17 protein-coding genes are annotated in these 22,867 nt (G+C 70.9%); 11 read left to right on the forward strand and 6 right to left on the reverse strand.

What is annotated here, in order from left to right; genetic code table 11:
* Positions 1–25 precede the first annotated feature (25 nt).
* The gene (locus tag CLV54_RS17930; RefSeq protein WP_245861578.1) at positions 26–589 is read right to left on the reverse strand and encodes a hypothetical protein; all 564 of its coding nucleotides are present in this window, start codon (positions 587–589) and stop codon (positions 26–28) included.
* Between CLV54_RS17930 and CLV54_RS17935 the strand changes: the two genes are divergently transcribed.
* The gene (locus CLV54_RS17935; RefSeq protein ID WP_245861580.1) at positions 579–947 is read left to right on the forward strand and encodes a hypothetical protein; all 369 of its coding nucleotides are present in this window, start codon (positions 579–581) and stop codon (positions 945–947) included. The two genes, CLV54_RS17930 and CLV54_RS17935, sit on opposite strands and share 11 nt — an antisense overlap.
* Here CLV54_RS17935 and glmS read toward each other — a convergent pair.
* The 3 genes from glmS to CLV54_RS10550 form a co-directional block, all read right to left on the reverse strand.
* Complete coding sequence (gene glmS / locus CLV54_RS10540; protein WP_100344907.1) at positions 934–2,745, reverse strand: glutamine--fructose-6-phosphate transaminase (isomerizing); 1,812 nt, start codon at positions 2,743–2,745, stop codon at positions 934–936. The two genes, CLV54_RS17935 and glmS, sit on opposite strands and share 14 nt — an antisense overlap.
* Positions 2,745–3,803 carry a dTDP-glucose 4,6-dehydratase gene (locus CLV54_RS10545; protein WP_100344908.1) on the reverse strand — a complete coding sequence of 353 codons (1,059 nt, stop codon included), beginning with the start codon at positions 3,801–3,803 and terminating at the stop codon, positions 2,745–2,747. Before CLV54_RS10545 ends, glmS begins: the two co-directional genes overlap by 1 nt.
* 67 nt (positions 3,804–3,870) lie before the next feature.
* The gene (locus tag CLV54_RS10550) at positions 3,871–5,226 is read right to left on the reverse strand and encodes a nucleotide sugar dehydrogenase (protein ID WP_100344909.1); all 1,356 of its coding nucleotides are present in this window, start codon (positions 5,224–5,226) and stop codon (positions 3,871–3,873) included.
* 230 nt (positions 5,227–5,456) lie between these two features.
* Here CLV54_RS10550 and CLV54_RS10555 point away from each other — a divergent pair, with 230 nt between their 5' ends.
* Positions 5,457–6,728: a glycosyltransferase family 2 protein gene (locus CLV54_RS10555; RefSeq protein WP_245861582.1), complete on the forward strand. Its 1,272-nt coding sequence runs from the start codon at positions 5,457–5,459 to the stop codon at positions 6,726–6,728.
* Between the two features lie 94 nt (positions 6,729–6,822).
* On the opposite strand, the gene CLV54_RS10560 is transcribed toward CLV54_RS10555, so the two are convergent.
* Positions 6,823–9,471 (reverse strand): helix-turn-helix transcriptional regulator, encoded by a 2,649-nt coding sequence (locus CLV54_RS10560; RefSeq protein ID WP_100344911.1) that lies wholly within the window; start codon positions 9,469–9,471, stop codon positions 6,823–6,825.
* Between the two features lie 429 nt (positions 9,472–9,900).
* On the opposite strand from CLV54_RS10560, the gene CLV54_RS10565 reads away from it, so the two are divergent.
* Positions 9,901–11,772, forward strand: coding sequence for a sensor histidine kinase (locus CLV54_RS10565; RefSeq protein ID WP_157802918.1), 1,872 nt, complete (start codon positions 9,901–9,903; stop codon positions 11,770–11,772).
* Positions 11,773–11,919: 147 nt separating this feature from the next.
* Positions 11,920–12,723 carry a carbon-nitrogen hydrolase family protein gene (locus tag CLV54_RS10570; protein WP_100344913.1) on the forward strand — a complete coding sequence of 268 codons (804 nt, stop codon included), beginning with the start codon at positions 11,920–11,922 and terminating at the stop codon, positions 12,721–12,723.
* 646 nt (positions 12,724–13,369) lie between these two features.
* Here CLV54_RS10570 and CLV54_RS10575 read toward each other — a convergent pair.
* The gene (locus tag CLV54_RS10575; protein ID WP_100345053.1) at positions 13,370–14,590 is read right to left on the reverse strand and encodes an aminotransferase class I/II-fold pyridoxal phosphate-dependent enzyme; all 1,221 of its coding nucleotides are present in this window, start codon (positions 14,588–14,590) and stop codon (positions 13,370–13,372) included.
* A gap of 173 nt (positions 14,591–14,763) precedes the next feature.
* On the opposite strand from CLV54_RS10575, the gene CLV54_RS10580 reads away from it, so the two are divergent.
* The 7 genes from CLV54_RS10580 (at position 14,764) to CLV54_RS10610 (ending at position 22,750) form a co-directional block, all read left to right on the forward strand.
* Positions 14,764–15,333, forward strand: coding sequence for a hypothetical protein (locus tag CLV54_RS10580; protein WP_100344914.1), 570 nt, complete (start codon positions 14,764–14,766; stop codon positions 15,331–15,333).
* A 122-nt stretch (positions 15,334–15,455) separates the two neighbouring features.
* On the forward strand, positions 15,456–16,193 hold the full coding sequence (locus tag CLV54_RS17510) for a hypothetical protein (protein ID WP_157802919.1): 738 nt from the start codon (positions 15,456–15,458) through the stop codon (positions 16,191–16,193).
* 131 nt (positions 16,194–16,324) lie between these two features.
* On the forward strand, positions 16,325–18,382 hold the full coding sequence (locus tag CLV54_RS10590) for a S1C family serine protease (protein ID WP_100344916.1): 2,058 nt from the start codon (positions 16,325–16,327) through the stop codon (positions 18,380–18,382).
* A 121-nt stretch (positions 18,383–18,503) separates the two neighbouring features.
* Positions 18,504–19,559 (forward strand): glycosyltransferase family 2 protein, encoded by a 1,056-nt coding sequence (locus CLV54_RS10595; protein WP_100344917.1) that lies wholly within the window; start codon positions 18,504–18,506, stop codon positions 19,557–19,559.
* Positions 19,560–19,565: 6 nt separating this feature from the next.
* Positions 19,566–20,426 (forward strand): CDP-alcohol phosphatidyltransferase family protein, encoded by an 861-nt coding sequence (locus CLV54_RS10600; RefSeq protein ID WP_100344918.1) that lies wholly within the window; start codon positions 19,566–19,568, stop codon positions 20,424–20,426.
* 70 nt (positions 20,427–20,496) lie between these two features.
* Entirely contained in the window at positions 20,497–21,360 is an 864-nt protein-coding gene (locus CLV54_RS10605; RefSeq protein WP_100345054.1) for a glycosyltransferase family 2 protein, read from the forward strand.
* Positions 21,361–21,469: 109 nt separating this feature from the next.
* Positions 21,470–22,750: a CDP-glycerol glycerophosphotransferase family protein gene (locus CLV54_RS10610; protein ID WP_100344919.1), complete on the forward strand. Its 1,281-nt coding sequence runs from the start codon at positions 21,470–21,472 to the stop codon at positions 22,748–22,750.
* Positions 22,751–22,867: the final 117 nt, after the last annotated feature.

Below are 22,867 nucleotides of genomic sequence, written 5' to 3' on the forward strand. Positions count from 1 at the left end.
ACGAGCGCAGGCACGGGCGGGCCCGCTACTGCACGCCGCTCGTGGTGACGAGGCGCAGCCACGGGCCGTCGGGCACCGCGGAGTCGTCGACGAAGGCCCAGTCGACGCGGTCGCTGTCGCCGTCGAGCTCGGTGAAGCCGAGGCATCCGTTGAGGGCGGGGGAGACGTCGAGGCCCGCCCCGCCGTATCGGGTGTTGGCGGGGCGGGCGTCGTTGGCGCCGAAGACGTAGGCGGCGTCGTGGTACTCGCCGGGGCCGGCATCCTCGATCTGGCCGTAGCAGACGCGCGAGCCGTTGCGCAGCTGCACCCAGCGGTTCTTCATGAGGCTCACGTCGGGGTCGTCGACGGAGCCCGCGTACTGCGGCTGCCCGGCCCACGGGATGACCGAGCCGCGCATCGCGAAGGCCTCGGGGTCGTTGACGTCGTCGAACGGCAGGTCGAGGTAGAAGGGGTTCTCGCGCGGCGACATGTGGCGGGGGAAGTAGCCGTCGGCGGCGAAGCGCTGCTCGGTCTCGCAAGTGTCGCCGTCGACGACCCCGTCGCAGCCCCCGTAGCTCTCGAACCACTGCGAGTCGTAGGTGGAGAGCATCTGGCTGCCGTCCTCGGCGCCGGGATCGAAGATCTCGCCGACCCAGAACGTCGTCGCGGCGATGTCGGTGTGCCACGGGTACCCCGATCCCGCGGGCGGCGGCGGCACGGCGGGTGCGGCCGGCGGCGGCGGGGTGGCCGTGCCGGTGGCGGATGCCGCGGGCACGGGTGTCGCGGTCGTGGCGGGTGTCGGCCGAGCCGCCGCCGCCGGGCGCGACGGCGTGGGGCTGCCCGAGCCGAGCGGCGGGGGCGGAGCCGTGCACGCGGCCGCGCACACCCCCACGGCGCAGGCGATGCCCCCGCACAGCACCGCTCGCAGCACCCCCCGCAGCCGCTGCATCGTCGTCAATCGACAGTGACCGACTTGGCGAGGTTGCGCGGCTTGTCGACGTCGCGCCCCAGCTCGAGCGCGAGCTGACGGGCGAAGACCTGCAGGGGCACGACGGACTCGAGCGGCCCCCAGGCCTCGATCCCGCCGCGTCGCGGCTCGGCGATCCCGCGGCCGAGCGCCGGGATGTCGCTGCCGATGCTGCCGATGCGCAGCACCTCGCCGCCCCGGGCACGCACCTCCGCGATGTTGCCCTCCAGACGTGGATCGTCGTTGTCGATCACGATCACGGGCGTGCCCGGTTCGACGAGGGCGAGCGGGCCGTGCTTGAGCTCGCCGGCCGGGTAGTGCTCGGCCCAGCGGTAGCTGAGCTCCTTGAGCTTGAGCGCGCCCTCCGCGGCGTAGACGACGCCGGCCCCGCGGCCGAGGAACAGGTAGCCCGTCGCGGCGTGGAGGCGCGCGACGAGGGGCGGCACCGACTCGAGGCTCACCGCGAGCGACTGCGCGAGCAGGTCGGGGATGAGCGCGAGGTCGTCGGCGAGCCAGCGTGCGTGGTAGCGGTCGACCCGATCGGTCGCGACGAGCGCCGAGAGCGCGAAGCACACCCCGGTGACGATCTGGGCGACGAAGGTCTTCGTCGCCGCGACCCCCACCTCCGGCCCCGCGTGCGAGTCGATGACCGAGTCGGCGCGCCGGGCGAGCGTGGAGTGCGGGTTGTTGGTGATCGCGACGAGCGAGCTGAGCCCCAGGTCGACCTGGTCGATCGCGCGCAGCACGTCGGCGGTCTCGCCCGACTGGCTGATCGCGAGCACGAGGGTGCGCGGCTCCACGATCGTCGAGCTCGCCTCGCTCGCCACGATCGCGCTGTGCGGCACATGGCCGTGGCGCGAGAACGCCGTGCCGATCACCCGGCCGGCGTTGAGCGAGGTCCCGCAGCCGACGATCGCGATGCGGTCGAACGGCGGCAGCTCCAGGGCGCGCCACAGCGAGCCGTCGGCGATGCCCGGGGTGAGCTCGTCGAGGATGCGCGCGGCGACCTCGGGCTGCTCCCCGATCTCCTTGCTCATGAAGTCGGCGTGGTCGGTGTGCGCGAGCTCCGTTCGCAGCCAGGGCGACGCGATGGGCTCGGGGGCGGATGTCGCGACACCGTGGTTCTCCCACAGCAGCGTGTCGGCGATCTCGACCACGTCGCCGTCGCGCATGGTGCGGAAGTCGTCGACCCACTCCGCGATCGCGGCGACGTCGCTCGAGACGAAGTCGCCGTGGGGGGAGTGGGCGATGAGCAGCGGCGAACGGTGGGCGGCCGCGACGAGGCGGCCGGTCGCGGCATCCATCGCCACCAGGGCCCAGGAGCCTTCGAGCCGGTCGACGGAGAGCCGCACGGCCGTGAGCAGGTCGTCGGTGACGACGATCGCCTCCTCGACGAGGTGGCTGATCACCTCGCTGTCGACCTCGGAGGCGAAGACGTGCCCGCTCAGCTCGAGCTCCCGGCGCAGCGCCGTGGCGTTCTCGATGATGCCGTTGTGCACGACGCTGAGCCTGTCGTGGCAGTCGCTGTGCGGGTGCGCGTTGCCCTCGGTGACCGAGCCGTGGGTGGCCCAGCGGGTGTGGCCGATGCCGACGCCGCTGAGGGCGGAGTCGTCCCAGCCGGCGAGCTGCGTCTCGAGGTCTCCGACGCGTTTGACGGTGCGCAGGCGCGCGGCGATCCCGTCGCCGGTCTGCACCGCGATCCCGGCGGAGTCGTAGCCGCGGTACTCGAGCAGGCCGAGCGCGCGAACGAGGTAGGGGGCGGCCGGCTCCGCGGTGCGGCACGCCACGATGCCGCACATCACGACTCCACGAGGGCGTGGGCGGGCCGCGTCCGCAGCGCGGGGTCGGGATGGCGCCCGCTCTCGAACGGTCGCGTCGTGTGCACGCCCTCGCCGGCCCGCGCGGCGAGATCCTCGGCGACGACGCCGATGATCTCCTCGAGCCGCGTAGTGGGGGTGAAGCCGACGAGGGCGTGGGCCCGGGAGTTGTCGGGAACCCGGCGGAGCATGTCTTCGAAGCCCTCCGGGTAGGCGTCCTCATAAGGCACGAAGGTGATGGTGCTGCGGCTCTTCGTGATCCTCAGCACACGGTAGGCGAGGTCGGCGATCGCGACCTCTTCCGCGCCACCGAGGTTGTAGGCGTTGCCGATGCTGCGGGGCTCCTCAGCGATCCGCACGACGGCGGGCACGATGTCGCCCACGTACGAGAAGCAGCGGGTCTGCTGCCCGTCTCCGAAGACCGTGAGCGGCTGGCCTCGCAGCGCCTGGCCGACGAGGTTCGGCACGACCATGCCGTAGCGGCCGGTCTGCCGGGGCCCCACGGTGTTGAAGAGCCGCACGATCGACACCCGCAGCCCGTGCTCACGCCAGTAGGCGTGGGCGAACGACTCGTCGATGCCTTTCGCCGCCGCGTACGTCCACCGCGATTTGAGCGGTGAGCCGAGGATGCGGTCGGCGTCCTCCCGCAGGGCGTCCGCGGTGTTCTTGCCATAGATCTCGCTCGTCGAGGCGAGCAGCAGGGCCACGTCGTGCTCGGCGCAGGCGTCGAGCACGTTCTCGGTGCCGTGGATGTTGGTGCGCAGGCTCGAGAGGGGTCTGTCGACGATGAGCCGCACACCGACAGCGGCCGCCAGGTGGTAGACCCGGTCGACTCCCCGCACGAGGGCTCCGACGAGGGCCCGATCCAGGATCGAGCCGACGGTGACGGACAGCCGATCATTGTCGCGAAGAGACCCGAGATTCGCTAGAGAACCGGTCGAGAGATCGTCGAGGACGATCACCTCGTCCCCTCGTGCGAGGAGGTATTCGACGAGATGGCTGCCGATGAAGCCGGCTCCGCCGGTGACGAGGATTCTCATCGTCCCGCTCCCGTCGTCTCGTTCTGCCGCGCGTCCGCCGCGTCGTGCCGCGCGTTCTGCCGCGCGTTCACAGGAGCACCCGCTCGGGGAGGTCGGCGCTGCGGTAGGTGGCGTCGACGATCAGCTGGCCGGGCTCGAGCCACGACAGGTCCTCCGCGGTATGGCGGGTGTGCACGAGCACGAGATCCGGCGAGAAGGAGACGGGGTCGATGAGCCCGTCGACGATCTGGCCGGTCGCGAGCGTGACGCTGGCGAAATGCGGGTCGAGGTAGCCGACGGCGGCGCCGCGCGCGGTCAGGCTCGCGAGGATCTCGAGGGCGGGCGACTCGCGCAGGTCTTCGACATCCGCCTTGTACGAGACGCCGACGACCAGGATGCGGGCCCCCGCGATCCCGATCCCGCGCTCGGAGAGCACGGTCTGCACACGGTCGACGACGTGCGTCGGCCGGCCGGCGATCTGCGTCATCGCCTGGGTGATGACGGGGGCGTCGATCCGCTGCTCGCGCAGCTGCCAGAGCAGGTAGTGCGGATCGCAGGGGATGCAATGGCCGCCCACCCCGGGCCCGGGATAGAACGGCATAAAGCCGTAGGGCTTCGTGGATGCCGCGTCGATCACATCCGTCACCGAGACGTCGAGGGCGCGGCAGATGTCGGCGAACTCGTTCGCGAGGGCGATGTTGACAGCGCGAAACGTGTTCTCCAGGAGCTTGGTCATCTCGGCCGCCGCGAGCGAGCTCACGCGGTGCACGTCGGCCGCGTAGCGACGCAGGAGCTTGTCGGCCTCCTCCTCGCACTGCAGCGTCGCGCCGCCCATCACCCGGGTCACGTCCTCCTGGGCGAAGCCGCTGCTGCCCGGGTCGATGCGCTCGGCGCTGAACGCCACGAAGACGTCGGTGCCGATCGTGAAGCCGCGGGCGCGCAACGGCGCCAGGAGCAGGTCGTTCGTGCAGCCGACGTAGCTCGTCGAGGTGAGCATGAACAGCTGGCCCTCGGTCGCGTGGGCGACGACGGTCGCGCACGCCGACCGCAGGATGGCGAGGTCGGGGATGAGGTGGTGGTCGACGGGTGTCGGCACGCACACGACGACGGCCGCCGCCGAGCGCAGCAGCGTCGAGTCGCCGGTGAGGCGGAAGGAGTCGTCGCCGAGGGCGTGCGAGAGCCGTGCGTGGTCGGCGTCCGAGATGTCGGGCGTCTGGGCCTGGATCGTGGCCCGCCGCGCGGCGGAGCTGTCGAGGGCGAGCACGCGGGCTCCCGCATGGTGGAACGCGAGCGCCGTGGGGAGCCCGACATAGCCGAGCCCGACGATCGCCACGTCGTAGTCGAACACGGGTGCCGGCTCGGGTGGCGCGTCGACGATCTCGGTGCGCCATTCGGAGCGCCGTGGAATGGTCAGGGGTCGGGTGGTTGGTCTGAGAGTGGTCATCGGGGGTCTCCTGCTGTCAGCCGTTCGGGTAGCTCACACTGTCGCGCCGCGGATCGGCGAGGGTCAACGACCATTCGCGTCTCATGCGGTTCGCCCCCGAGAGGCCGCTCGGACGTGCGGTTTCCACCCACCCCCGAGCGGGTGACAGTGCGGGGAACCAAGCTCGGGTGTGCGGGTTCCCGCGAGCGCATACGGTGCGCGCCGAGCGGCGCCCGTTTAGCGTGAGGAACGTGCAGACCTTCCTGACCTTCCTGCTCGTGGTCGTGCTCGTGCTGGGCGTGAACACGATCCTCTGGTCGTCGGTCGGGGTCGTCCGCCTGATCCGGGCGCGGATGTCGCGAGACCTCCCGCCGTCGGCCCCGATCCCCTTGCGCACCGACGTCGCCGTCATGATCGCGGCGAAGGACGAGGCGCTCGTCATCTCGGAGACCCTGCGCTCGGCCCGGCGGCAGCTTCCGGCCGCCAACCTCTTCGTCGTCTCCGACGGCTCGACCGACGACACGGCGGCGATCGCACGGCTGTTCGGCGCCTCGGTGCTCGAGCTGTCGCCGAACCGCGGCAAGGCCGGCGCGATCATCGCCGGTCTCGAGCACTTCGAGATCGCCCGGCGGTTTCCCCTCGTGCTGCTGCTCGACGCCGACACCCAGCTCGCGCCCGACTACTTCGACACGGGGCTGCCGCTCTTCGACAGCCCGGAGGTCGTCGCCGTCGCGGGCTTCGCGTCGACGACGGATGAGCCGAGAGACCAGACGCTCGTCGGCAAGATCCTCGGCGCGTACCGTCAGCGCGCCTACATCGCCGTGCAGTACCTGCACAAGTTCGGGCAGGCGGCGCGGGCGGTCAACGCGATCTCGATCGTGCCGGGCTTCGCGAGCATGTACCGCACCGGCATCCTGGCACACATCGACATCGCCGCCGACGGCCTCACGATCGAGGACTACAACATGACCTTCGAGGTGCACGCCAAACGCCTCGGCCGCATCGCCTTCCGTCCCGGTGCGGCCGTGGCCTACACGCAGGATCCCGAGACCGTGCACGACTACGTGAAGCAGCTGCGGCGCTGGAACCTGGGCTTCTGGCAGACGGTGCAGCGGCACGGCTTCCACCTGCGCACCTTCTGGGTGGCGCTCACCCTGCTCATCGTCGAGCTCGTCACGAGCAGCCTGCTCATGATCCTGTTCCTGCCGATCCTGATCGTGCTGCTGTCGTCGACCGTCGTCGGCGGCTCGGCGATCGACCCCGGCGGGGTCACGCTGGTGTTCGCGGATGTCGTGCCGCCCGGCCTGCTCGTGCTCGGCGTGCTGCTGCCCGACTACGCGCTCACCGTCTTCGCGGCCGTCGCGGTGCGCCGGCCGCTCTACCTGCTGTGGGGACTCGCCTTCCCGCTCGTGCGGATCGTGGACGCCGGCATCTGCCTGCGCTCGCTGGCCGACGCCTTCTTCCACACCTCGAGCGGCGTGTGGCAGAGCCCGTCGCGCCGGGAGGCGCACCGGCAGTCCTGAGCGGGGGATGCCCCGTGGCGGCTCGCGGCGGCGGCGTCTACGGCCTCGACGGCGTCCACAGCGTCCAGGGCCTCGACGGCCTCGGGCGAGAGCCTCAGGACAGCAGCGCGGCCAGGTGCGAGCGCGAGCGGGCGCCCACCTTGCGGAAGATCTTCGTGAGCCGCAGCTCGACGGTGCGCAGGGAGACGAAGAGCGTGTCGGCGATCTCCTTGTTGCGATAGCCCTGGCGCACCATAAGAGCGACCGTGCGCTCGGAGTCGGTGAGGAGCTTGAGCAGCGGATGATCCTCGCTGTCGTGGGCGGGCAGAGGGGTCTCGCGCACGGGGGAGAGCCAGGAGTGCGCCCCGGCGTCGTCGAAGGCGGCGGCCGCCGCCGCCCGCGTGGTCTCGCTCTCGTGCTCGAAGCCGAGACGGTTCAGCCGGGTCGCGAGCGCGTTGAGGGTCTTGGCCCGCTCGAACGGCGAGTCGTCGGCCTCGAAGAGCTCGAGGGCGGCGGTGAAGAGCTCGAGCGTCGACTCCTCCGGCGCCACGAGCGCCCGGGTACGGGCGAGCACCAGCTCGAGCCAGCGGCTCGGATAGCGCTCCCGCTGCTGCTCCAGCTCGGTGAAGGCGAGCTGCGCCTCCCGCATCCTGCCGGTGAGCGTGTACGCCTCGATGAGGTCGCCGGTATGGCGCAGCAGGCCCGGATTGCGCACGTTCGGGATGGCCGCCTCGGCCCGTCGCAGCAGACGGACGGCCTCCTCTCCGTCGCGACGGGCGAGGGCCAGGCTGCCGCGGAAGGCGAGCAGCTGCGCGACGACCGAGTGGTTGCGCTCGTGCGCCGACTCGTCGAGGGCCTCGGTGAAGAGGGTGTCGCGTTCGCTCGCGCGGCCGTGCAGGTGCGCGTCCCAGGCGAGCAGCAGGGTGCGCGACGAGCGGCTCGGCTGGCTCTGATCGGATGTCGCGCGCCAGATGTCGAGCGTCGTGCGGGCGCGGAAGAAGCTGCCGGCCCGGATCTCGACGTCGGCGAGCAGGCCCTGTGTGGCCTCCTCCCAGATCGGCTCGAGCCCGCGCGGACGGTTGAGCACGATGCCGCAGACCCGGCGCGCCTCCGCGAAGCGGTCGGCGAGGCTCAGGCTCCTCGCGAGCGCTGCGAGCACCGCGGCCGGCAGCTCGGCGAGCACCCGGCTGTTGAGATCGTCGAAGAGCTCGGCGTTGGGCGGGAGGTGTCCGTCGATCGAGTCGGCGAGCATCCGCGCCGCCGACACATACGACTCGGTCTCGATCGAGGGGGCGATGGAGGAGGCCTGATCGAGAAGGCGGCGTGCGGCATCCAGATCCCAGCGGTCGGCGTGGAAGCTCGCGGCGATCGCGAGCAGGCGCACGGCGCCGTGCGGGTCGTCTTCGGAGTAGATGCCCGCCCACATGTCGACGTCGCTCAGCGCGACCTGCTGGTCGCGGGCGAACTCGATGCTCGCCTCGAGCGCGGCGAGCCGCAGCAGCGCCGGGCCCTTCGTCTCGTAGCGGGCGCGCACGAGATAGCGGGCGGCATACGACAGCTCACCGTGCAGGAGGAAGGCTTCGACGAGATCGAGGAGCCGCCAGGGGTTGCCGGTGTCGCCGTCCTCCTCATGAGGCGCGCGGTCGCCGAACTCGATCGCCGCGTCGGAGAACCCCTCGCGCTCGAAGGCGACGGCCGCGCTCAGCAGCCCGCAGCCCGCCGGAGGCGCCGTGCCCGGAAGAAAGCTCCTGTGCCACTCCGACAGCCGGTCGTCGACACCGGCGTGGGCGTCGGCGAGCTCGTGATGCAGTTCCCGGCGGCTGCGCGCATCCAGGCTCCACCACAGATACGAGCGGATGAGGGGATCGCTCAGCTGCACGAACGGCCCACGGGCGACGATCCAGTCGTCGGTGAGCAGATCGTCGGTCACGTCGGCGTCGTCCTCATCGCCCCGGGTCAGCGCGGCGAGGCTCGTGAGCGGGGCGAGTGCGATCCGTTCGAGCACCGCGCGCTGCGCCATGCCGAGCTCGCTCAGCCGGGCGGCCGCCGACGACTCGGTGATCGAGCCCAGATGCGGGGGGAGGCTCAGGGCGGCGTGGCCGCGCAGCTGATCGTCGTTGAGCACCCGGAGGTTGTCGATCAGGGCGAGCGGGATGCCGGCGCTCTGCCAGGCGAGCACCCGCAGCGTGCCCTCGTCGCGCACGGGGCCGCTGAGCGAGAGGGCGAGCTCGAACGACTGCGCCGTGTCGAGCGGCGCGAGCGTCAGCAGCGGCATGCCGGCGAGCGGGCTGCGCTCGTCGACGGATGTCGCGGTCACCACGAGCCGCAGGCCCGTGCCCGCGAGCCGGCCCGCCATGAATCCGATGAGCACCTGGCTCGCGGCATCCATGTGATCGATGTCGTCGACGAGCACGAGGATGGGCTCGAGCGAGAGCCCGCGCAGCACCGAGAGCAGATCGCGCGCGGCCGAGAACATGTGCTCCTCGTCGGTGGAGCGGAGGGTGAATCGCCCGCCGAACTCCGCGGCCCGGGCGTCGTCGATCGAGGCGAACACCGAGGAGAACCCGGAGAGCGGCCAATCCGCCTCGTTGGGATTGGTGCGCAGGATCACGGCCGGGATCGAGGAGCTCGCGTGCGCGGCCTCGAGCAGGAGGCTCTTGCCTGCGCCCCGGTCGCCCAGGATGAGCAGCGCGCTCTCCTTCGGGGCCTCAGCGAGAGTGGTTATCCGCTGAAGCTCGGCTTGTCGTCCGAAGATCTCGACCATTGCACGTGCCGGCTACCGGGGGGATGGGTCGTCATCCATCGCGGTGTCGGCCGGAGTCCGGCCGGGACGGGGGCGCACACGAAGCCGGCTCCCGGGGAGGGAGCTCACACGAGCATTCGGGTTGAGCGTGCGCATCGAGAGGTCGTCTTACTCAATGCACAGCGGCAGACGTCTTCATTCGGGTGATCCGTTCCACTGAGGCCGCTAGGGAGGCCTACCTGAGGTTTACCGCACTTGCGGGGGTGAGCGCAAGGTTTCCGCGCGCGATATATCACCCCTGATGAGGGAATCCTGTTAGGTACCCCAGTTCACGTCAACTGTCGGGCGCGAGGCGGAATGACCTCTAGAGTGAATTCCACTGGCGATGGCGGCCTCCAGAGCCGCCGCGGTCACTGAGAGCTTTCGCTGGATCGAAGGGGGTAGTCGACCGTGGCGGTAGCGCGCTTTATGGAGCAGTTCGACATCGACTCGCCTCCGCCCTCGATCAAGCAGGCCCCGATCGCGATCGCCTTCGCCGTCGGCCTGTTCCTGACGCTCATCCCGGGCATCGGCATCCAGGATCTCGGCTGGGCCGTCTCGGGCATCGCGCTGCTCGTGATCGCCACCATCGCCTCCGTCATCGTGCCGTGGGAGCGCATCCCGCACTTCTGGGGCCTGCTGATCCCCGTGGTCTCGCTCCTGGCCATCGGTCTCTTCCGGATGGGCACGGGCGGCTTCACCTCCATCTACAGCGCGCTCATCCTGCTGCCCGTCGTCTGGATCGCGGCGGAGGAGGGCGTGCGCTTCGTCGTCTTCGCCATGCTCGCGGTCGTCGCGACCCAGGCCCTGCCCTTCCTGCTGCAGCCGGGGCTGCTCAGCGTCGACGGTCAGATCTTCCGCGCCTTCTACACCCCGCTCGTCTTCACGCTCGCCGCCGGCATCATCAACGACCTCTCGCATCGGCTGCGCTTGCGGGTGCGCTCGGCCGAAGCCCTGCGCGACGAGAAGCAGACCCTGCTCATCGAGAGCGAGCAGCGGGCCGCGGCCCTCGAGATCCAGGAGGCGAGGCTGCTCGAAGAGCAGGCCTTCCGGGTCAGCATCTGGAACTCGATCACCGGTCAGGCCGTCATCGAGACGGATCTCTCCGGCGTCGTGCGCGCCTTCAACCCGGGCGCCGAGCTCATGCTCGGCTACACGGCCGCCGAGGTCGAAGGCCGGATGTCGGCGCTGAAGCTCATCAGAGAGGGCCAGTTCGAGGAGCGGTCGCTCGGCGCCCGCACCCGGCTCGCCCTCGAAGGCAACGAGACGCCCTCCGGCGCCCAGGTGATCGACGCCCTGCTCGAGATCGTCGACCCCGCCACCCTCTGGCACTACGTGCGCAGAGACGGCAGCGAGCTGCCCGTGCAGTTGCGGGTCTCGCCGCACGTCGACTCCGACGGCAACCGCGTCGGGTTCATCCTCATCGCGATCGACATGACCGCCTCGCTCGAGGTGTCGCGGCTCAAAGACGAGTTCATCGCGCTCGTCTCCCACGAGCTGCGCACCCCGCTGAGCTCCATCCTCGGCTACCTCGAGGTCTTGCGCGACGAGCTCGAGCCGCTGGGCGAGCAGCAGCGGCGCTACCTCGACATCACCGAGCGCAACGTCGGGCGCCTCGACCGGCTCGTGGGCGACCTGCTCTTCACGAGCCAGTTCGCCGCCGGCACGATCCTGATGGATGCCACGACCGTCGATCTCGTGACCGTGCTCGAGGCCTCCGTCGAGGCGGCCCTCCCCGCGGCGAACGCCGCCGGCATCGTGCTCGAGCTCGCCGTCGACGGCGAGATCCCCGCGGTGCTCGGCGAGGCGCTGCGCCTCGGGCAGGTCTGCGACAACCTCATCTCCAACGCCATCAAGTTCACCCCGCACGGCGGCACCGTGACGACGGGGCTCGTGCTGCGCGACGGCTCCGTCGAGCTCTTCGTGAGCGACACGGGCGTCGGCATCTCCGACGAGGATCTCGAGCAGATCTTCACGCGGTTCTTCCGCAGCGCGGCATCCGCCCGCAACGCCGTGCAGGGCATCGGGCTCGGCCTCAGCGTCACGCATGCGATCGTCGCGGCCCACGAGGGCGTCCTGGGCGTCGAGAGCGAGGAGGGCGTCGGCTCGACGTTCCGCGTGACGCTGCCGGCGGCGGACGCGAGGGGTGCTGATGCGGGCGGTGCTGCTGGTGCTGCTGATGCCGACGGTGGTGTCGAGGGCGTCGAGGGTGGTGGTGCCGGTGGTGTCGAGGGCGTGGGGGCGGATGCCGGTGCCGCCGTTCGTGGAGCGGGTGCCGTGTAGGCGGATGCGGGCGCTGCTACCGGCGCTCCGGTCGCCCGTGATCCCGAGGGCTCCCTCGCCGGTGCCTGCGGGACCGCGGACATGGCTTCGGCCGAGGCCGCCGACGTCGCCGAGTAGGCGCGAGTAGGGTTGCCTCGAGGTGATGGAATGACCGAGATCGGGGTGGCCGTCGCGCAGTTCGCGCCCACGGACGACAAGGCGGCGAATCTGGCCGCGATCCGCGCGCTCGTGAAGACCGCGGCGCAACGGGGTGCGCGACTGGTCGTGCTGCCCGAATACGCCTCCCATTTCGCGAATCCGCTGGGCCCGGCATCCGTCGAGGCCGCCGAGTCGTTCGACGGGGCCTTCGTCGCCGCGCTCACCGACCTGGCCGTCGAGTTCGGCGTCTACCTCGTCGCGGGAATGCTCGAGACGAGCGACGACCCCGAGCGCTTCTCGAACACCCTCGTCGCCGTGTCGCCGGCCAACGCCGTCGTCGCGAGCTACCGCAAGATGCACCTCTACGACGCCTTCGGCCAGCGCGAGTCCGACTGGGTCGTGCCCGGCCCGGTCGCGGAGCCGGAGACCTTCACGGTCGACGGCGTGGTCGTGGGGCTGCAGACCTGCTACGACCTGCGGTTCCCCGAGGTCACCCGGCGGGTCGTCGACGCCGGGGCGCAACTCGTCGTCGTGCCCTCCGAATGGGTTCGCGGACCGCTCAAAGAGCACCACTGGCGCACCTTCGTCACCGCGCGGGCACTCGAGAACACCGTCTACGTGGCCGCCGCCGACCACGTGCCGCCCGTCGGCGTGGGCAACAGCATGGTCGTCGACCCCATGGGCGTCGAGCTCGTGACGATCGGCGACGAGACGGATGTCGCGGTCGCCCACATCCGCGTCGACCGCATCGAGCGCGTGCGCGCGGTCAACCCCGCCCTCGCCCTGCGCCGCTTCACCGTCGTTCCCCGCTGAGCCGCGGCCGCGCGGGCGGCCGGGCTGCTCCGGGCGCCTCGTCGCTGCAGCCCCCGCCGTCGTGCCCTCTCGCTGAGGCTGCCCCGCTGTCGTGCCCTCTCGCCGACCGTGGGCTCTCGGTGCCGTCCCATTCCGTCGAGCCCGGGTTTTCGCGACCCCGGGTTTTCGCGAGCGCGGGTTTGTTCGCGGGCGACGAGCTTCGGTGCACCGCGGTCGCGAACAACCCCGCGCTCGGCGTCGCCCCATTTCGTCGACCCCGGGTTTTCTCGCGAGCGCGGGTTTGTTCGCGGGCGACGAGCCTCGGTGTGGCGCGCTGGCGAACAAACCCGCGCTCGGCGAATGGCTTCGCCCGTGCTCGGCGCCGAACGACCGGCGCGTGCACAGGCGGGCGGGGCGGCGGAAGGGCGCGACGGCGGGGCGGCGGAAGAGCGGGGCGGCGCGGGGCGGCGCAGGGCGGCGAGCGGGACGGGGCGGGTGTGACAGCGGGGCCGCGGAAGGGCAAGGCGGCGCAGGGTGGCGGAAGAGCGGGGCGGCGCGGGGCGGCGCAGGGCGGCGAGCGGGACGGGGCGGGGTGGTGGGGTGTGACGGCGGGGCCGCGGAAGGGCAGGGCGGCGGAGGGCGGCGAGCGGGACGGCGGAGGCGGGCGTCAGAGGCCGGCGAGCTGGACGGCGGCGCGCTCGAGCACGTCCACGCGCTTGCAGAAGGCGAAACGCACGAGGGATGCCGTCTCGGCCGCCATACGCGGATGGCAGAACGCCGAGAGCGGAACCCCCACGACACCGGCGAGCTCGGGCAGGCGGCGGCAGAAGTCGGCGGCGTCTGCGTAGCCGAGGGGTGCGGCATCCGCGATCACGAAGTAGCCGCCCTGCGGACGCGAGACGGTGAAGCCCGCTGCGCTCAGACCGGCCGAGAGGATGTCGCGCTTGCGCTCCAGCGTCGCCGCCGCCGAGACGAAGAACTCGTCGGGCAGGCCGAGCCCGAGCGCGGTCGCCGGCTGGAACGGCGCGCCGTTCACGTAGGTGAGGAACTGCTTGACGGCCAGGATCGCCGTGATGTGCTCGCTCGGGGCGATGGCCCAGCCGATCTTCCAGCCGGTCGTGCTGAACGTCTTGCCGCCCGAGGAGATCGTGATCGTGCGCTCCCGCGCGCCGGGGCGGGACGCGATCGGCACGTGCGCGACCCGGAAGGTGAGGTGCTCGTAGACCTCGTCGGTCACGATGATCGCGTTGTGGCGGTGGGCGAGCTCGACGATGAGGTCGAGCGTCTCGACCGGCAGCACGGAGCCGGTCGGATTGTGCGGCGAGTTGATCAGGATGAGCCGCGTGCGGTCGGTCACCGCCGCGCGCAGCTCGCCGTGGTCGGGCAGGAAGTCGGGGGAGCGCAGCGGCACCGTGGTGTGCACGCCACGAGCCAGCTCGATGAGGGCTCCGTAGGCGTCGTAGAACGGCTCGAGGGTCAGCACCTCGTCGCCCTCCTCGACGAGGCCGAGGATCGTCGCGGCGAGGGCCTCCGTGGCGCCGGCGGTCACGAGCACCTCGCGCTGCGGATCGACGTCGAGCCCGTAGAAGCGGTGCTGGTGGGCGGCGATCGCCTCGAGCAGCACGGCCGACCCTCGCCCGGGCGGGTACTGGTTCACCCCCTGCGCGATCGCCTCGCGGGCCGCGTCGAGCACCTCGGCCGGCCCGTCTTCGTCGGGGAAGCCCTGCCCGAGGTTGATCGCACCCGTGCTGCTCGCGAGCGCGCTCATCTCGGCGAAGATCGTGGGCCTCACCGCACCGTCGGACCCGAGGAGGCCTGCGCCGGCAGCGGCGCGCCGCCACGGGCCGGAGAGTGACGGACCGATGGGTGACGGACCGGAGAGTGACATGGTGCCTCCGTCGCGAGAGTGGATGTGCTGTGCGACCACGCTAACGGATGCCGGAGTCGCCGGACGCGGGCCGCGACACGGATGTGAGTCGTCGTCTGCGAAGGCGACGGTTGTGGACAACAGGGTGTGGAGAGAAACAGCGGCATGACGGCCGGCTGTTCTAGCGTTGAGGCATGTTCGAACGAATCGTCGCCCGGGTGGGGGCTGCCGCCGTTGTCGTCGTGCTGGGCGCGATCACGCTGAGCGGATGCACCGTGCCGCCGGATCCGCCGAGCAGCACCTCCTCGGCCCCGACCGATTCCGCCGTCTTCGCGACCGACGAGGAGGCGCTCGCCGCAGCCACCGAGGCGTACGCGGCGTATCTGGCGATGAGCGATCTGATCGCAAACGAGGGAGGCGCCAATCCCGAGAGGATTAAGCAGGTTGCGAGCGGGGCGTGGGCGGGGAGGGAGATTCAGTCGTTCCAAACCCTTCGAGATCAGGGCATCTACCAGGAAGGAAACTCAACATTTGACACTGCTTCGATCCAGAAGATTGAAGAGAAAGGCGATGAGCTGCAGGTGAGTCTCTACGTCTGCTCTGACGTGGCTGCGATAACAATTCGGGATGCAAATGGTCTGGACATTACGCCGAAGGATCGAATAACTCGTGTCGCGCTGGAAGTGCTCCTCGAATCGAGCGAGCAATCTAGGACTCTTAGGGTTAGTCAGAGTGAGCCATGGTCCGGCGAGAGCTTCTGCTAATCGTTTCGATGTCGATGAGTTTGGGTGTGCTTCCAGCTACGCCGGCCTCAGATGGCTGCACTCAGTTTGAGATTGCGAGCGGGTTTTGTTCGGGAGCAAAACCGCCAGCGCACAGCGGCACCGTGCGGGGCGATGAGGTCGAGCTGTGGGCGGGTGAGGGTGGCGGGGCATCCGGGAGCGACGGAGGGGTCGCCGGCGGACCCGGGAGCGACGGAGCGGGCCGGGGCGGCTCGGGCGGCGACACGGGTGACGGCTCCGGTGCGGGTGCGGGGTCGGGCGGTGCGGGTGCTCCGGCGGTTCCCGACAACTGCGTCGCGGGGCGCGATGGCAGGGCGCTCGTGTGCGTCGACTACGAGGCGCCCGATCCGGCGGAGCTCACCGTGGAGCTGAGCGATCTGGTGGGCTTCCGTCCGCAGCCGCCGGTCGCGGCGATGGAGCCGAACGGCTGGGGCGTGGCCGGGCTCGAGACGAACCTCGTCTCCTCGGCGGGCACCCACGAGCAGAGCGGATCGCTGCTGGGCTTCCCCGCCGAGGTGCGGTTCGTGCCGGTCGGCTACGCGTGGGACTACGGCGACGGCGAGACACGGCGGTCGGGGACGGGCGGCGCGCGCTGGGCTGAGCTGTCGCTGCCCGAGTTCTCCGCGACATCCACGAGCCATGCCTTTCACAATGCTGGGAACTTCACCATCACCCCGACGGCCGTCTACCGCGCGGAGTATCGTTTCGCAGGGATGACGTGGCGGCGTATCGAGGGCACCCTCGACAGCGCCGGCACCCCCATCGCAGCCGCGATCCGGCAGGCCGGAACCGTCGTCGTGACCGGGGAATGCGGCGTCGTGCGCACAGCGCCGGGCTGCTGAGACGGCGGCAGAAAACGGGCTGGGCAGGCACCCGGGCAAGGTCACCGGAACCATCAGGTCGGCTCCCAGTTATCGCAGAGACAACGTACAGCTTCGAGTTGGAAGCTAGCCTTGCTTGGAAGGAGCACCCCATGACTGAGACTTCGCACGAACCCGAATCCACCTCCGACGAGAACGCGGCATCGGCTCAGGCCGGCGCTCCCGAGACGACCCCGACCCCGGCGTCTCCGACACCGGCCGCCGAGACCACTCCGGCCGCCGAGCCGACCGCGACACCGAGCCAGCCGGCCGCAGAGACGCAGCAGGCAGCAGCGACGCAGCAGGCGACAGGAACGCAGCCGAGCGAGACGCTCGCGAGTGCTCACACCAGCGCTCAGCCGGTCGCCGATCAGTCCGTCGCACCGCAGCCCGTCACGCCTCCGGCCGCGCCCGTCGAGGCACCGGCTCCGTCTCCGTACGTCGCGCAGCAGCCCGTCACGCCTCCGGCCGTGCCGGCACCCGCGCCGGTCGCGCAGACTCCCGCAGAGCAGACGCCGGCGGCGCCCGTGCAGGCTCCTGCCGCGCAGGCTCCCGTCGCCCACACCCCTGCCACGCAGGCTCCTGCTGCTCCCGCGGCTCCCGCGCCCGCTGCGCAGACCCCCGCTCCGCAGACCCCCGCTGCGCACACCCCGGCGGCGCACACCCCCGCTGCGCCGACTCCCGTCGTGCCGCCCGTGGTCCCCGTCATCCCGCCGACCGTCGCCGGCCCCTCCGCTCCCAACCACGCGGCCCCCAACCACACCGCGCCGTACGGCGCCCCCGCGCAGGCCCAGCCGACCGCCGACTACGGTCACGGGTCGTTCGGCCAGCCCGCCGCCGGCACACCGGGCTACGCCCCGCACGCCGCGCAGCAGAACTATGCGACCGCGCCCACTCAGCCCCTTCCCCCGACCCTCGGCGCCAAGGCCCCCAAGAAGAGCGGCAGCAAGGGCGGCGTCGCCGTCATCGCGGCCCTCGCGGTCGGCGCACTGCTCGGAGGCGCCTCGGGCGCCGGCGTCGCGGTCTGGGCGTTCAGCCAGAACCCCACGGTCGTGAGCAGCTCCAACACGGGCTCGGGAACCGTCGTCGTCAACAACACCGACGACGTCAACACGATCACCGCGGTCGCGGCCAACGCATCGCCGAGCGTCGTCACCATCTCGGTGCAGGGTGACGGCTCCGCGGGCACCGGCTCCGGCGTCATCCTGACCGAGGACGGCTACGTGCTCACCAACACGCATGTCGTGACGCTCGACGGCCAGATCGCCAACCCCACCATCTCGGTGCAGGCCAACGACGGCAAGCTCTACACGGCCACCGTCGTGGGAACCGACCCGGTCGCCGACATCGCCGTCATCAAGCTCGACGACGCGAAGGGCCTCACCCCGATCACCTTCGCGGACTCCTCGAAGCTCAACGTCGGCGACACCGCCATCGCGATCGGCGCTCCGCTCGGCCTCTCCGGCACCGTGACCAACGGCATCGTGAGCGCGCTCAACCGCAGCATCACCGTCGCCTCCTCGGCTGCCCCGAAAGACACCGAGCAGGCTCCCGACCAGGGCGACCAGGGCCAGGGCGAGCAGGGCGGTCAGAGCCCGTTCGACTTCTGGAACTTCGACATCCCCGGCCAGGAAGGCCAGCAGCAGCAACAGCAGCAGCCCCAGTCGAGCATCTCGCTCTCGGTCATCCAGACGGATGCCGCGATCAACCCGGGCAACTCCGGTGGCGCGCTGCTCAACTCGAAGGGCCAGCTCATCGGCGTCAACGTCGCCATCGCGGGCGCCGGCAGCAGCGGAGAGACCGCCGGCAGCATCGGCGTCGGCTTCGCGATCCCGTCGAACCTCGCCAAGCGCATCTCGGATGAGCTCATCCAGAACGGCACGGCCAGCCACGGCCTGCTCGGCGCCGGAGTGACCGACGCCTCCTCCTCCGGCACGAGCGACGTCGCCGGCGCGCTCCTCGGAGACCTCACGCAGGGCGGGGCGGCCGAGAAGGCCGGCCTGAAGTCGGGCGACGTCATCACCAACTTCAACGGCGTGCCGATCACCGACAGCATCGACCTGACCGCGCAGGTGCGCTACCTGGCCGCGGGCAGCGAGGCCGACGTGACCTTCGTGCGCGACGGCAAGACCCAGACCGTCACGGTCACCCTCGGCGAGTTCGCAGGATAAGCCCGCTGCGCCCCGCCACCACGTCGCTGCGCCGCCGGACACGTTCCGGCGGCGCAGCGTCGTCGTGCGCCCCAGACCCGCTGATAGGCTCGACCGACCTGATCAGTGAGTAGTGGACCGCATGGCGCAACAGAAACCCGGCGACGACGCCAACCCGCTTCCCGGGGTCTCCTACGTGATGCCCGTGCTCAACGACGTGACCCACGTGCGCGCGGCCGTCGACAGCCTGCTCGGTCAGCGGTACGACGGCCCCTTCGAGGTCACGATCGCCCTCGGCCCCAGCATCGACGGCACCACGGAGCTCGTCGCAGAGCTCTCGGCGACCGATGAGCGCGTCCACGTGATCGACAACGAGGTGGGATCGACGCCCGCGGGCCTCAACATCGCCATCCGCGCATCCCGGTATCCGATCGTCGTGCGGGTCGACGCCCACTCGGTGCTGCCGCCCGACTACACGGCTCTCGCGGTCGAGACCATCCTGCGCACCGGAGCCGACAACGTCGGCGGGGTCATGGCCGCCGAAGGCACGACGGCGTTCGAGAAAGCCGTCGCCCGCGCCTACGGCTCCCGGGTCGGCCTCGGCGGCACGCCCATCCACGTGGGCGGCGCCGAAGGGCCCGCCGAGACCGTCTACCTCGGCGTCTTCCGGCGCGAGAGCCTGCTGAGGGTGGGGCTCTTCGACGAGGAGATCAAGCGCGGCCAGGACTGGGAGCTCAACCGCCGCCTGCGCAGGAACGGCGGAACCGTGTGGTTCACGCCCGCGCTCACGGTCGTCTACCGCCCCCGTGCGAGCCTGCCCCGTCTCGCCCGGCAGTTCCTCTCCACCGGCCTCTGGCGCGGCGAGCTCGCGAACCGCTTCCCGGCCTCCAACTCGGTGCGCTACTTCGCGCCCCCGGCGATGGTGCTCGTGGTCGTGCTGGGCACCCTCCTCGGCCTCGCGGGCGTCGTGCAGGCGGCATCCGGGGTCGCGCCCTGGCTGCTCATCGGCTTCGCGGCCCCCGCGTTCTACGCGCTCATCGTCATCGTCGCGATGCTCGCGGTCGGCGTGCGCGACGGACTTCGCTCCTCGCTGTGGTTTCTCATAGTCTTGCCGTGCATCCATTTCAGCTGGGGGATCGGCTTCGTGCTCGGTTTCTTCAAGCTCACGAAGAACATCACGGCTCACACGGGGAGGTGACGCGACATGACCTCCCCGCATCAGCCCCATCAGCGCCGGCCTGACGCGCCGGGCCCGGCCACGCCCACCGCGCACGCCGGCCGGCCCACGAGCATCGCCGAGCTGCGCTCCGTCGCCCAGCCGGATGCCGTTCGCCAACGCCGCAACGCCGAGCACTGGACGGCCTCGCTCTACCTGCGCAAGCTCTCGCCCTACCTCACCTGGCTTCTGCTCAAGACCTCGATCAGCGCCAACGGCGTCACCGGGCTCATGATCCTGGTGGGCTGGTCGACCGCCGCGGCGCTGCTCGTGCCCGGCATCACGGGCGCGGTGCTCGCGCTCGTGCTCGGCCAGCTGCAGATGCTCGTCGACTGCTGTGACGGCGAGGTCGCGCGCTGGCGCGGAACCTCCTCGCCCGCCGGCGTCTTCCTCGACAAGGTCGGGCACTACACGACCGAGGCGCTCATTCCGCTCGCCCTCGGCATCCGCGCCGCCGGGTATCCGCTCGACTTCCCCGACGACTTCCTCTGGACGACGCTGGGCGCGCTGCTCGCCCTCGTGATCGTGCTCAACAAGGCGCTCAACGACATGGTCCACGTGGCGCGGGCCAACGCGGGCCTCACCAAGCTCGCCGACCGCCGCGGGGAGTCCGAACCGACCGGCGGCCTCGTCGCGCGGGCCCGCCGGCTCGCCCGGTTCCTGCCGTTCCACCGCCTCTACCACTCCGTCGAACTGACCATCCTCGCGTTCATCACAGCCATCGTCGGCGTCTTCGTGGGCGGCGAGCTCGCCGACCGAGTGCTGCTCGTGGCCCTCGTTCCTCTGTCGATCCTCGCCGTGATCGGCCACTTCGTCGCGATCATGGCCTCCAAGCGTGTCCGGGCCTGAGGGGCCGGCCGAGCCTGCGCCCGCCGAGCCTGCGCCCGCCGAGCGTGAGCCCGCGGGGCCCGACGCGCGGCTGCCGCGCGTCGGGGTCGTGGTGCTCACCCAGGGCACGCGCGAGCAGGATCTGGCTCGCGGCATCCGGAGCCTGCTCGACCAGCGCGGCGTCGTGCTCGACATCGTCTGCGTGGGCAACGGCTGGGACCCGACCGGCCTGCCCGCCGGTGTGAAGACCCTGCACCTGCCCGAGAACCTGGGCATCCCGGCAGGGCGCAACCGAGGGGTGCGGCTCGTGGAGGGCGAGTACGTCTTCTTCCTCGACGACGACGCGAGCCTCGCCCATCCGGGGTTCCTGCGCACCGCGATCGGGCTCATCGAAGCCGACCCGGGCATCGGTCTCGTGCAGCCGCGGGTCGTCGACCCCTCGGGCACGACGGCGCCCCGGCGATGGGTGCCGCGCATCCGCAAAGGGGATGCCGCCCACTCGAGCAACGTCTTCTCGGTGTGGGAGGGCGCCGTGTTGTTGCCGCGCGCGGTATTCGACGCGACCGGCGGCTGGGCGGATCCGTTCTTCTATGCCCACGAAGGCATAGAGCTCGCATGGCGGGTCTGGGATCAGGGGAAACGCACCTGGTACGCGGGAGAGCTGGAGGCCAATCACCCGGCCATCGAGCCCACGCGGCACAGCTACTACTACCGCCTGAACGCCCGCAACCGGGTCTGGCTGGCCCGGCGCAACCTGCCGGCGGCGCTCGTTCCGCTCTACGTCGGGTCGTGGACGGGGGTGCAGATCCTGCGCTGGGCACGTCGCCCGCAGGCGTTGCGCGCCTGGTTCGGCGGCTGGCTCGAGGGCTGGCGCAGCGACCCGGGTGAACGACGGCCGATCAGCTGGCGCACCGTGTGGCGCATGACCGCCGCCGGCCGCCCGCCCGTCATCTGAGCGGATGCCGCCGACTCGCGGATGCCGCCGCCATAACGATTGGCTACCGGTAGCCGCCGCCGCCACCCCATCGGCGGCACCCGACCGGGGCTCTCGGTAGCCTGGAACCGTGGGTGTCGTGAACGATGTGAAGCTCGGCTGGCGTGTGGGCATGGATCTTCTCGCCTCCCGCCGCTCGCAGCGGTCGCTGAGGGGCAAGCTGGCCGGCCGCTCGCCCTTCCGGCCGCATACCTTCCGCATCGGCATCTACTTCGCCGACGACGACGTGAACATGTACCAGATCCGCCAGTGGTACAAACCGCTCGCCGAGCTCGCGAAGACCTGGCCCGTCGTCATCCTGTCGCGCAATGCGACGGCCGCGAACGTGCTGCTCGACGAGTCGCCGGTGCCGGTCGCGTATGTGCGCAAGGTCGTCGACCTCGAGACGTTCATCGCCGAGCAGGATCTGCATCTCGTGCTCTACGTCAACCAGAACACCCGCAACTTCCAGATGATGCGCTACGGGCGCCGCTGGCACGTTTTCATCAACCACGGTGAGAGCGACAAGATGTATATGACGACCAACCAGTTCAAGGCCTACGACTACGCGTTCGTCGCGGGCGACGCCGCCGTCGAGCGGCTCGGCCGCGTGCTCTGGGACTACGACTTCGACAAGCGCGCGATCCGCATCGGCCGCCCCCAGGCCGACCACTATTCGGGCGCCCTGCCGTACACGCCCGACGACCGCGGCGTCGTGCTCTACGCGCCCACCTGGGAGGGCGACCGCGCGGCGGCGGCCTACGGCTCGATCGCGACCCACGGCGTGGCCCTCGTGCGCGATCTGCTCGCGAGCGGAGCCTATCGGGTGATCTACCGCCCGCACCCGCGCAGCGGCGTCGTCGACGGCGCGTACGCCGCTGCCGACCGCGAGATCGTCGCGCTGCTCGCGGCCGCCAACGCGAGCGACCCGAGTGCGCAGCACGTGCACGACACCGGCGCCGAGCTCGGCTGGCAGCTGCAGGCGGCGGATGTCGCGATCGTCGACATCTCGGCGATGGTCTATGACAGGCTCGCGGCAGGCAAGCCGCTGCTCATCACCCGTCCGGTGAACCCGCAGGCGCAGATCGACTCCCACGGCTACCTGTCGGACTGCGAGTGGCTGGACGCGGCGGACGCCCCCCGCATCGTCCGCCGCATCGACGCGCTCAGCCACGACCCGCAGAGCGCCGCCCGCTTGGCGCACTGGGTCGCGCACTACTTCGGCGACACGACCCCCGGCGCAGCCACTGCGCGCTTCCACAGTGCCGTGGAGCATCTCTTGGAGGAGTGGGAGCGGTTCGCGGCTCTGCACGCGGCAGACGGCGATGTCGACGAGCGCGACGAGGATCCGGACGACTCCGACTCGGACTGATCGCCGAGGCCGGCGGGTTCTGGAATGTAGCGTCGAGAGAGGATGCAGGTTTCCCCGTCATCCTTCCGACGCCGGGCGTGCCCCCAATCGCCTCCGGCAACGACGATCATCACCGAC

It is taken from the genome of Compostimonas suwonensis (assembly GCF_002797855.1).
GTDB lineage: Bacteria > Actinomycetota > Actinomycetes > Actinomycetales > Microbacteriaceae > Compostimonas > Compostimonas suwonensis.

Bases quoted from the DNA above. Each gene is read 5' to 3' on its own strand.
- CLV54_RS10575 (WP_100345053.1), bottom strand. From the start codon at position 14,590: ATGTCACTCTCCGGTCCGTCACCCATCGGTCCGTCACTCTCCGGCCCG.
- glmS (WP_100344907.1), bottom strand. From the start codon at position 2,745: ATGTGCGGCATCGTGGCGTGCCGCACCGCGGAGCCGGCCGCCCCCTAC.
- CLV54_RS10580 (WP_100344914.1), top strand. From the start codon at position 14,764: ATGTTCGAACGAATCGTCGCCCGGGTGGGGGCTGCCGCCGTTGTCGTC.
- CLV54_RS10570 (WP_100344913.1), top strand. From the start codon at position 11,920: ATGACCGAGATCGGGGTGGCCGTCGCGCAGTTCGCGCCCACGGACGAC.
- CLV54_RS10590 (WP_100344916.1), top strand. From the start codon at position 16,325: ATGACTGAGACTTCGCACGAACCCGAATCCACCTCCGACGAGAACGCG.
- CLV54_RS10595 (WP_100344917.1), top strand. From the start codon at position 18,504: ATGGCGCAACAGAAACCCGGCGACGACGCCAACCCGCTTCCCGGGGTC.
- CLV54_RS10545 (WP_100344908.1), bottom strand. From the start codon at position 3,803: ATGAGAATCCTCGTCACCGGCGGAGCCGGCTTCATCGGCAGCCATCTC.
- CLV54_RS17930 (WP_245861578.1), bottom strand. From the start codon at position 589: ATGCTCTCCACCTACGACTCGCAGTGGTTCGAGAGCTACGGGGGCTGC.
- CLV54_RS10560 (WP_100344911.1), bottom strand. From the start codon at position 9,471: ATGGTCGAGATCTTCGGACGACAAGCCGAGCTTCAGCGGATAACCACT.
- CLV54_RS10550 (WP_100344909.1), bottom strand. From the start codon at position 5,226: ATGACCACTCTCAGACCAACCACCCGACCCCTGACCATTCCACGGCGC.
- CLV54_RS10600 (WP_100344918.1), top strand. From the start codon at position 19,566: ATGACCTCCCCGCATCAGCCCCATCAGCGCCGGCCTGACGCGCCGGGC.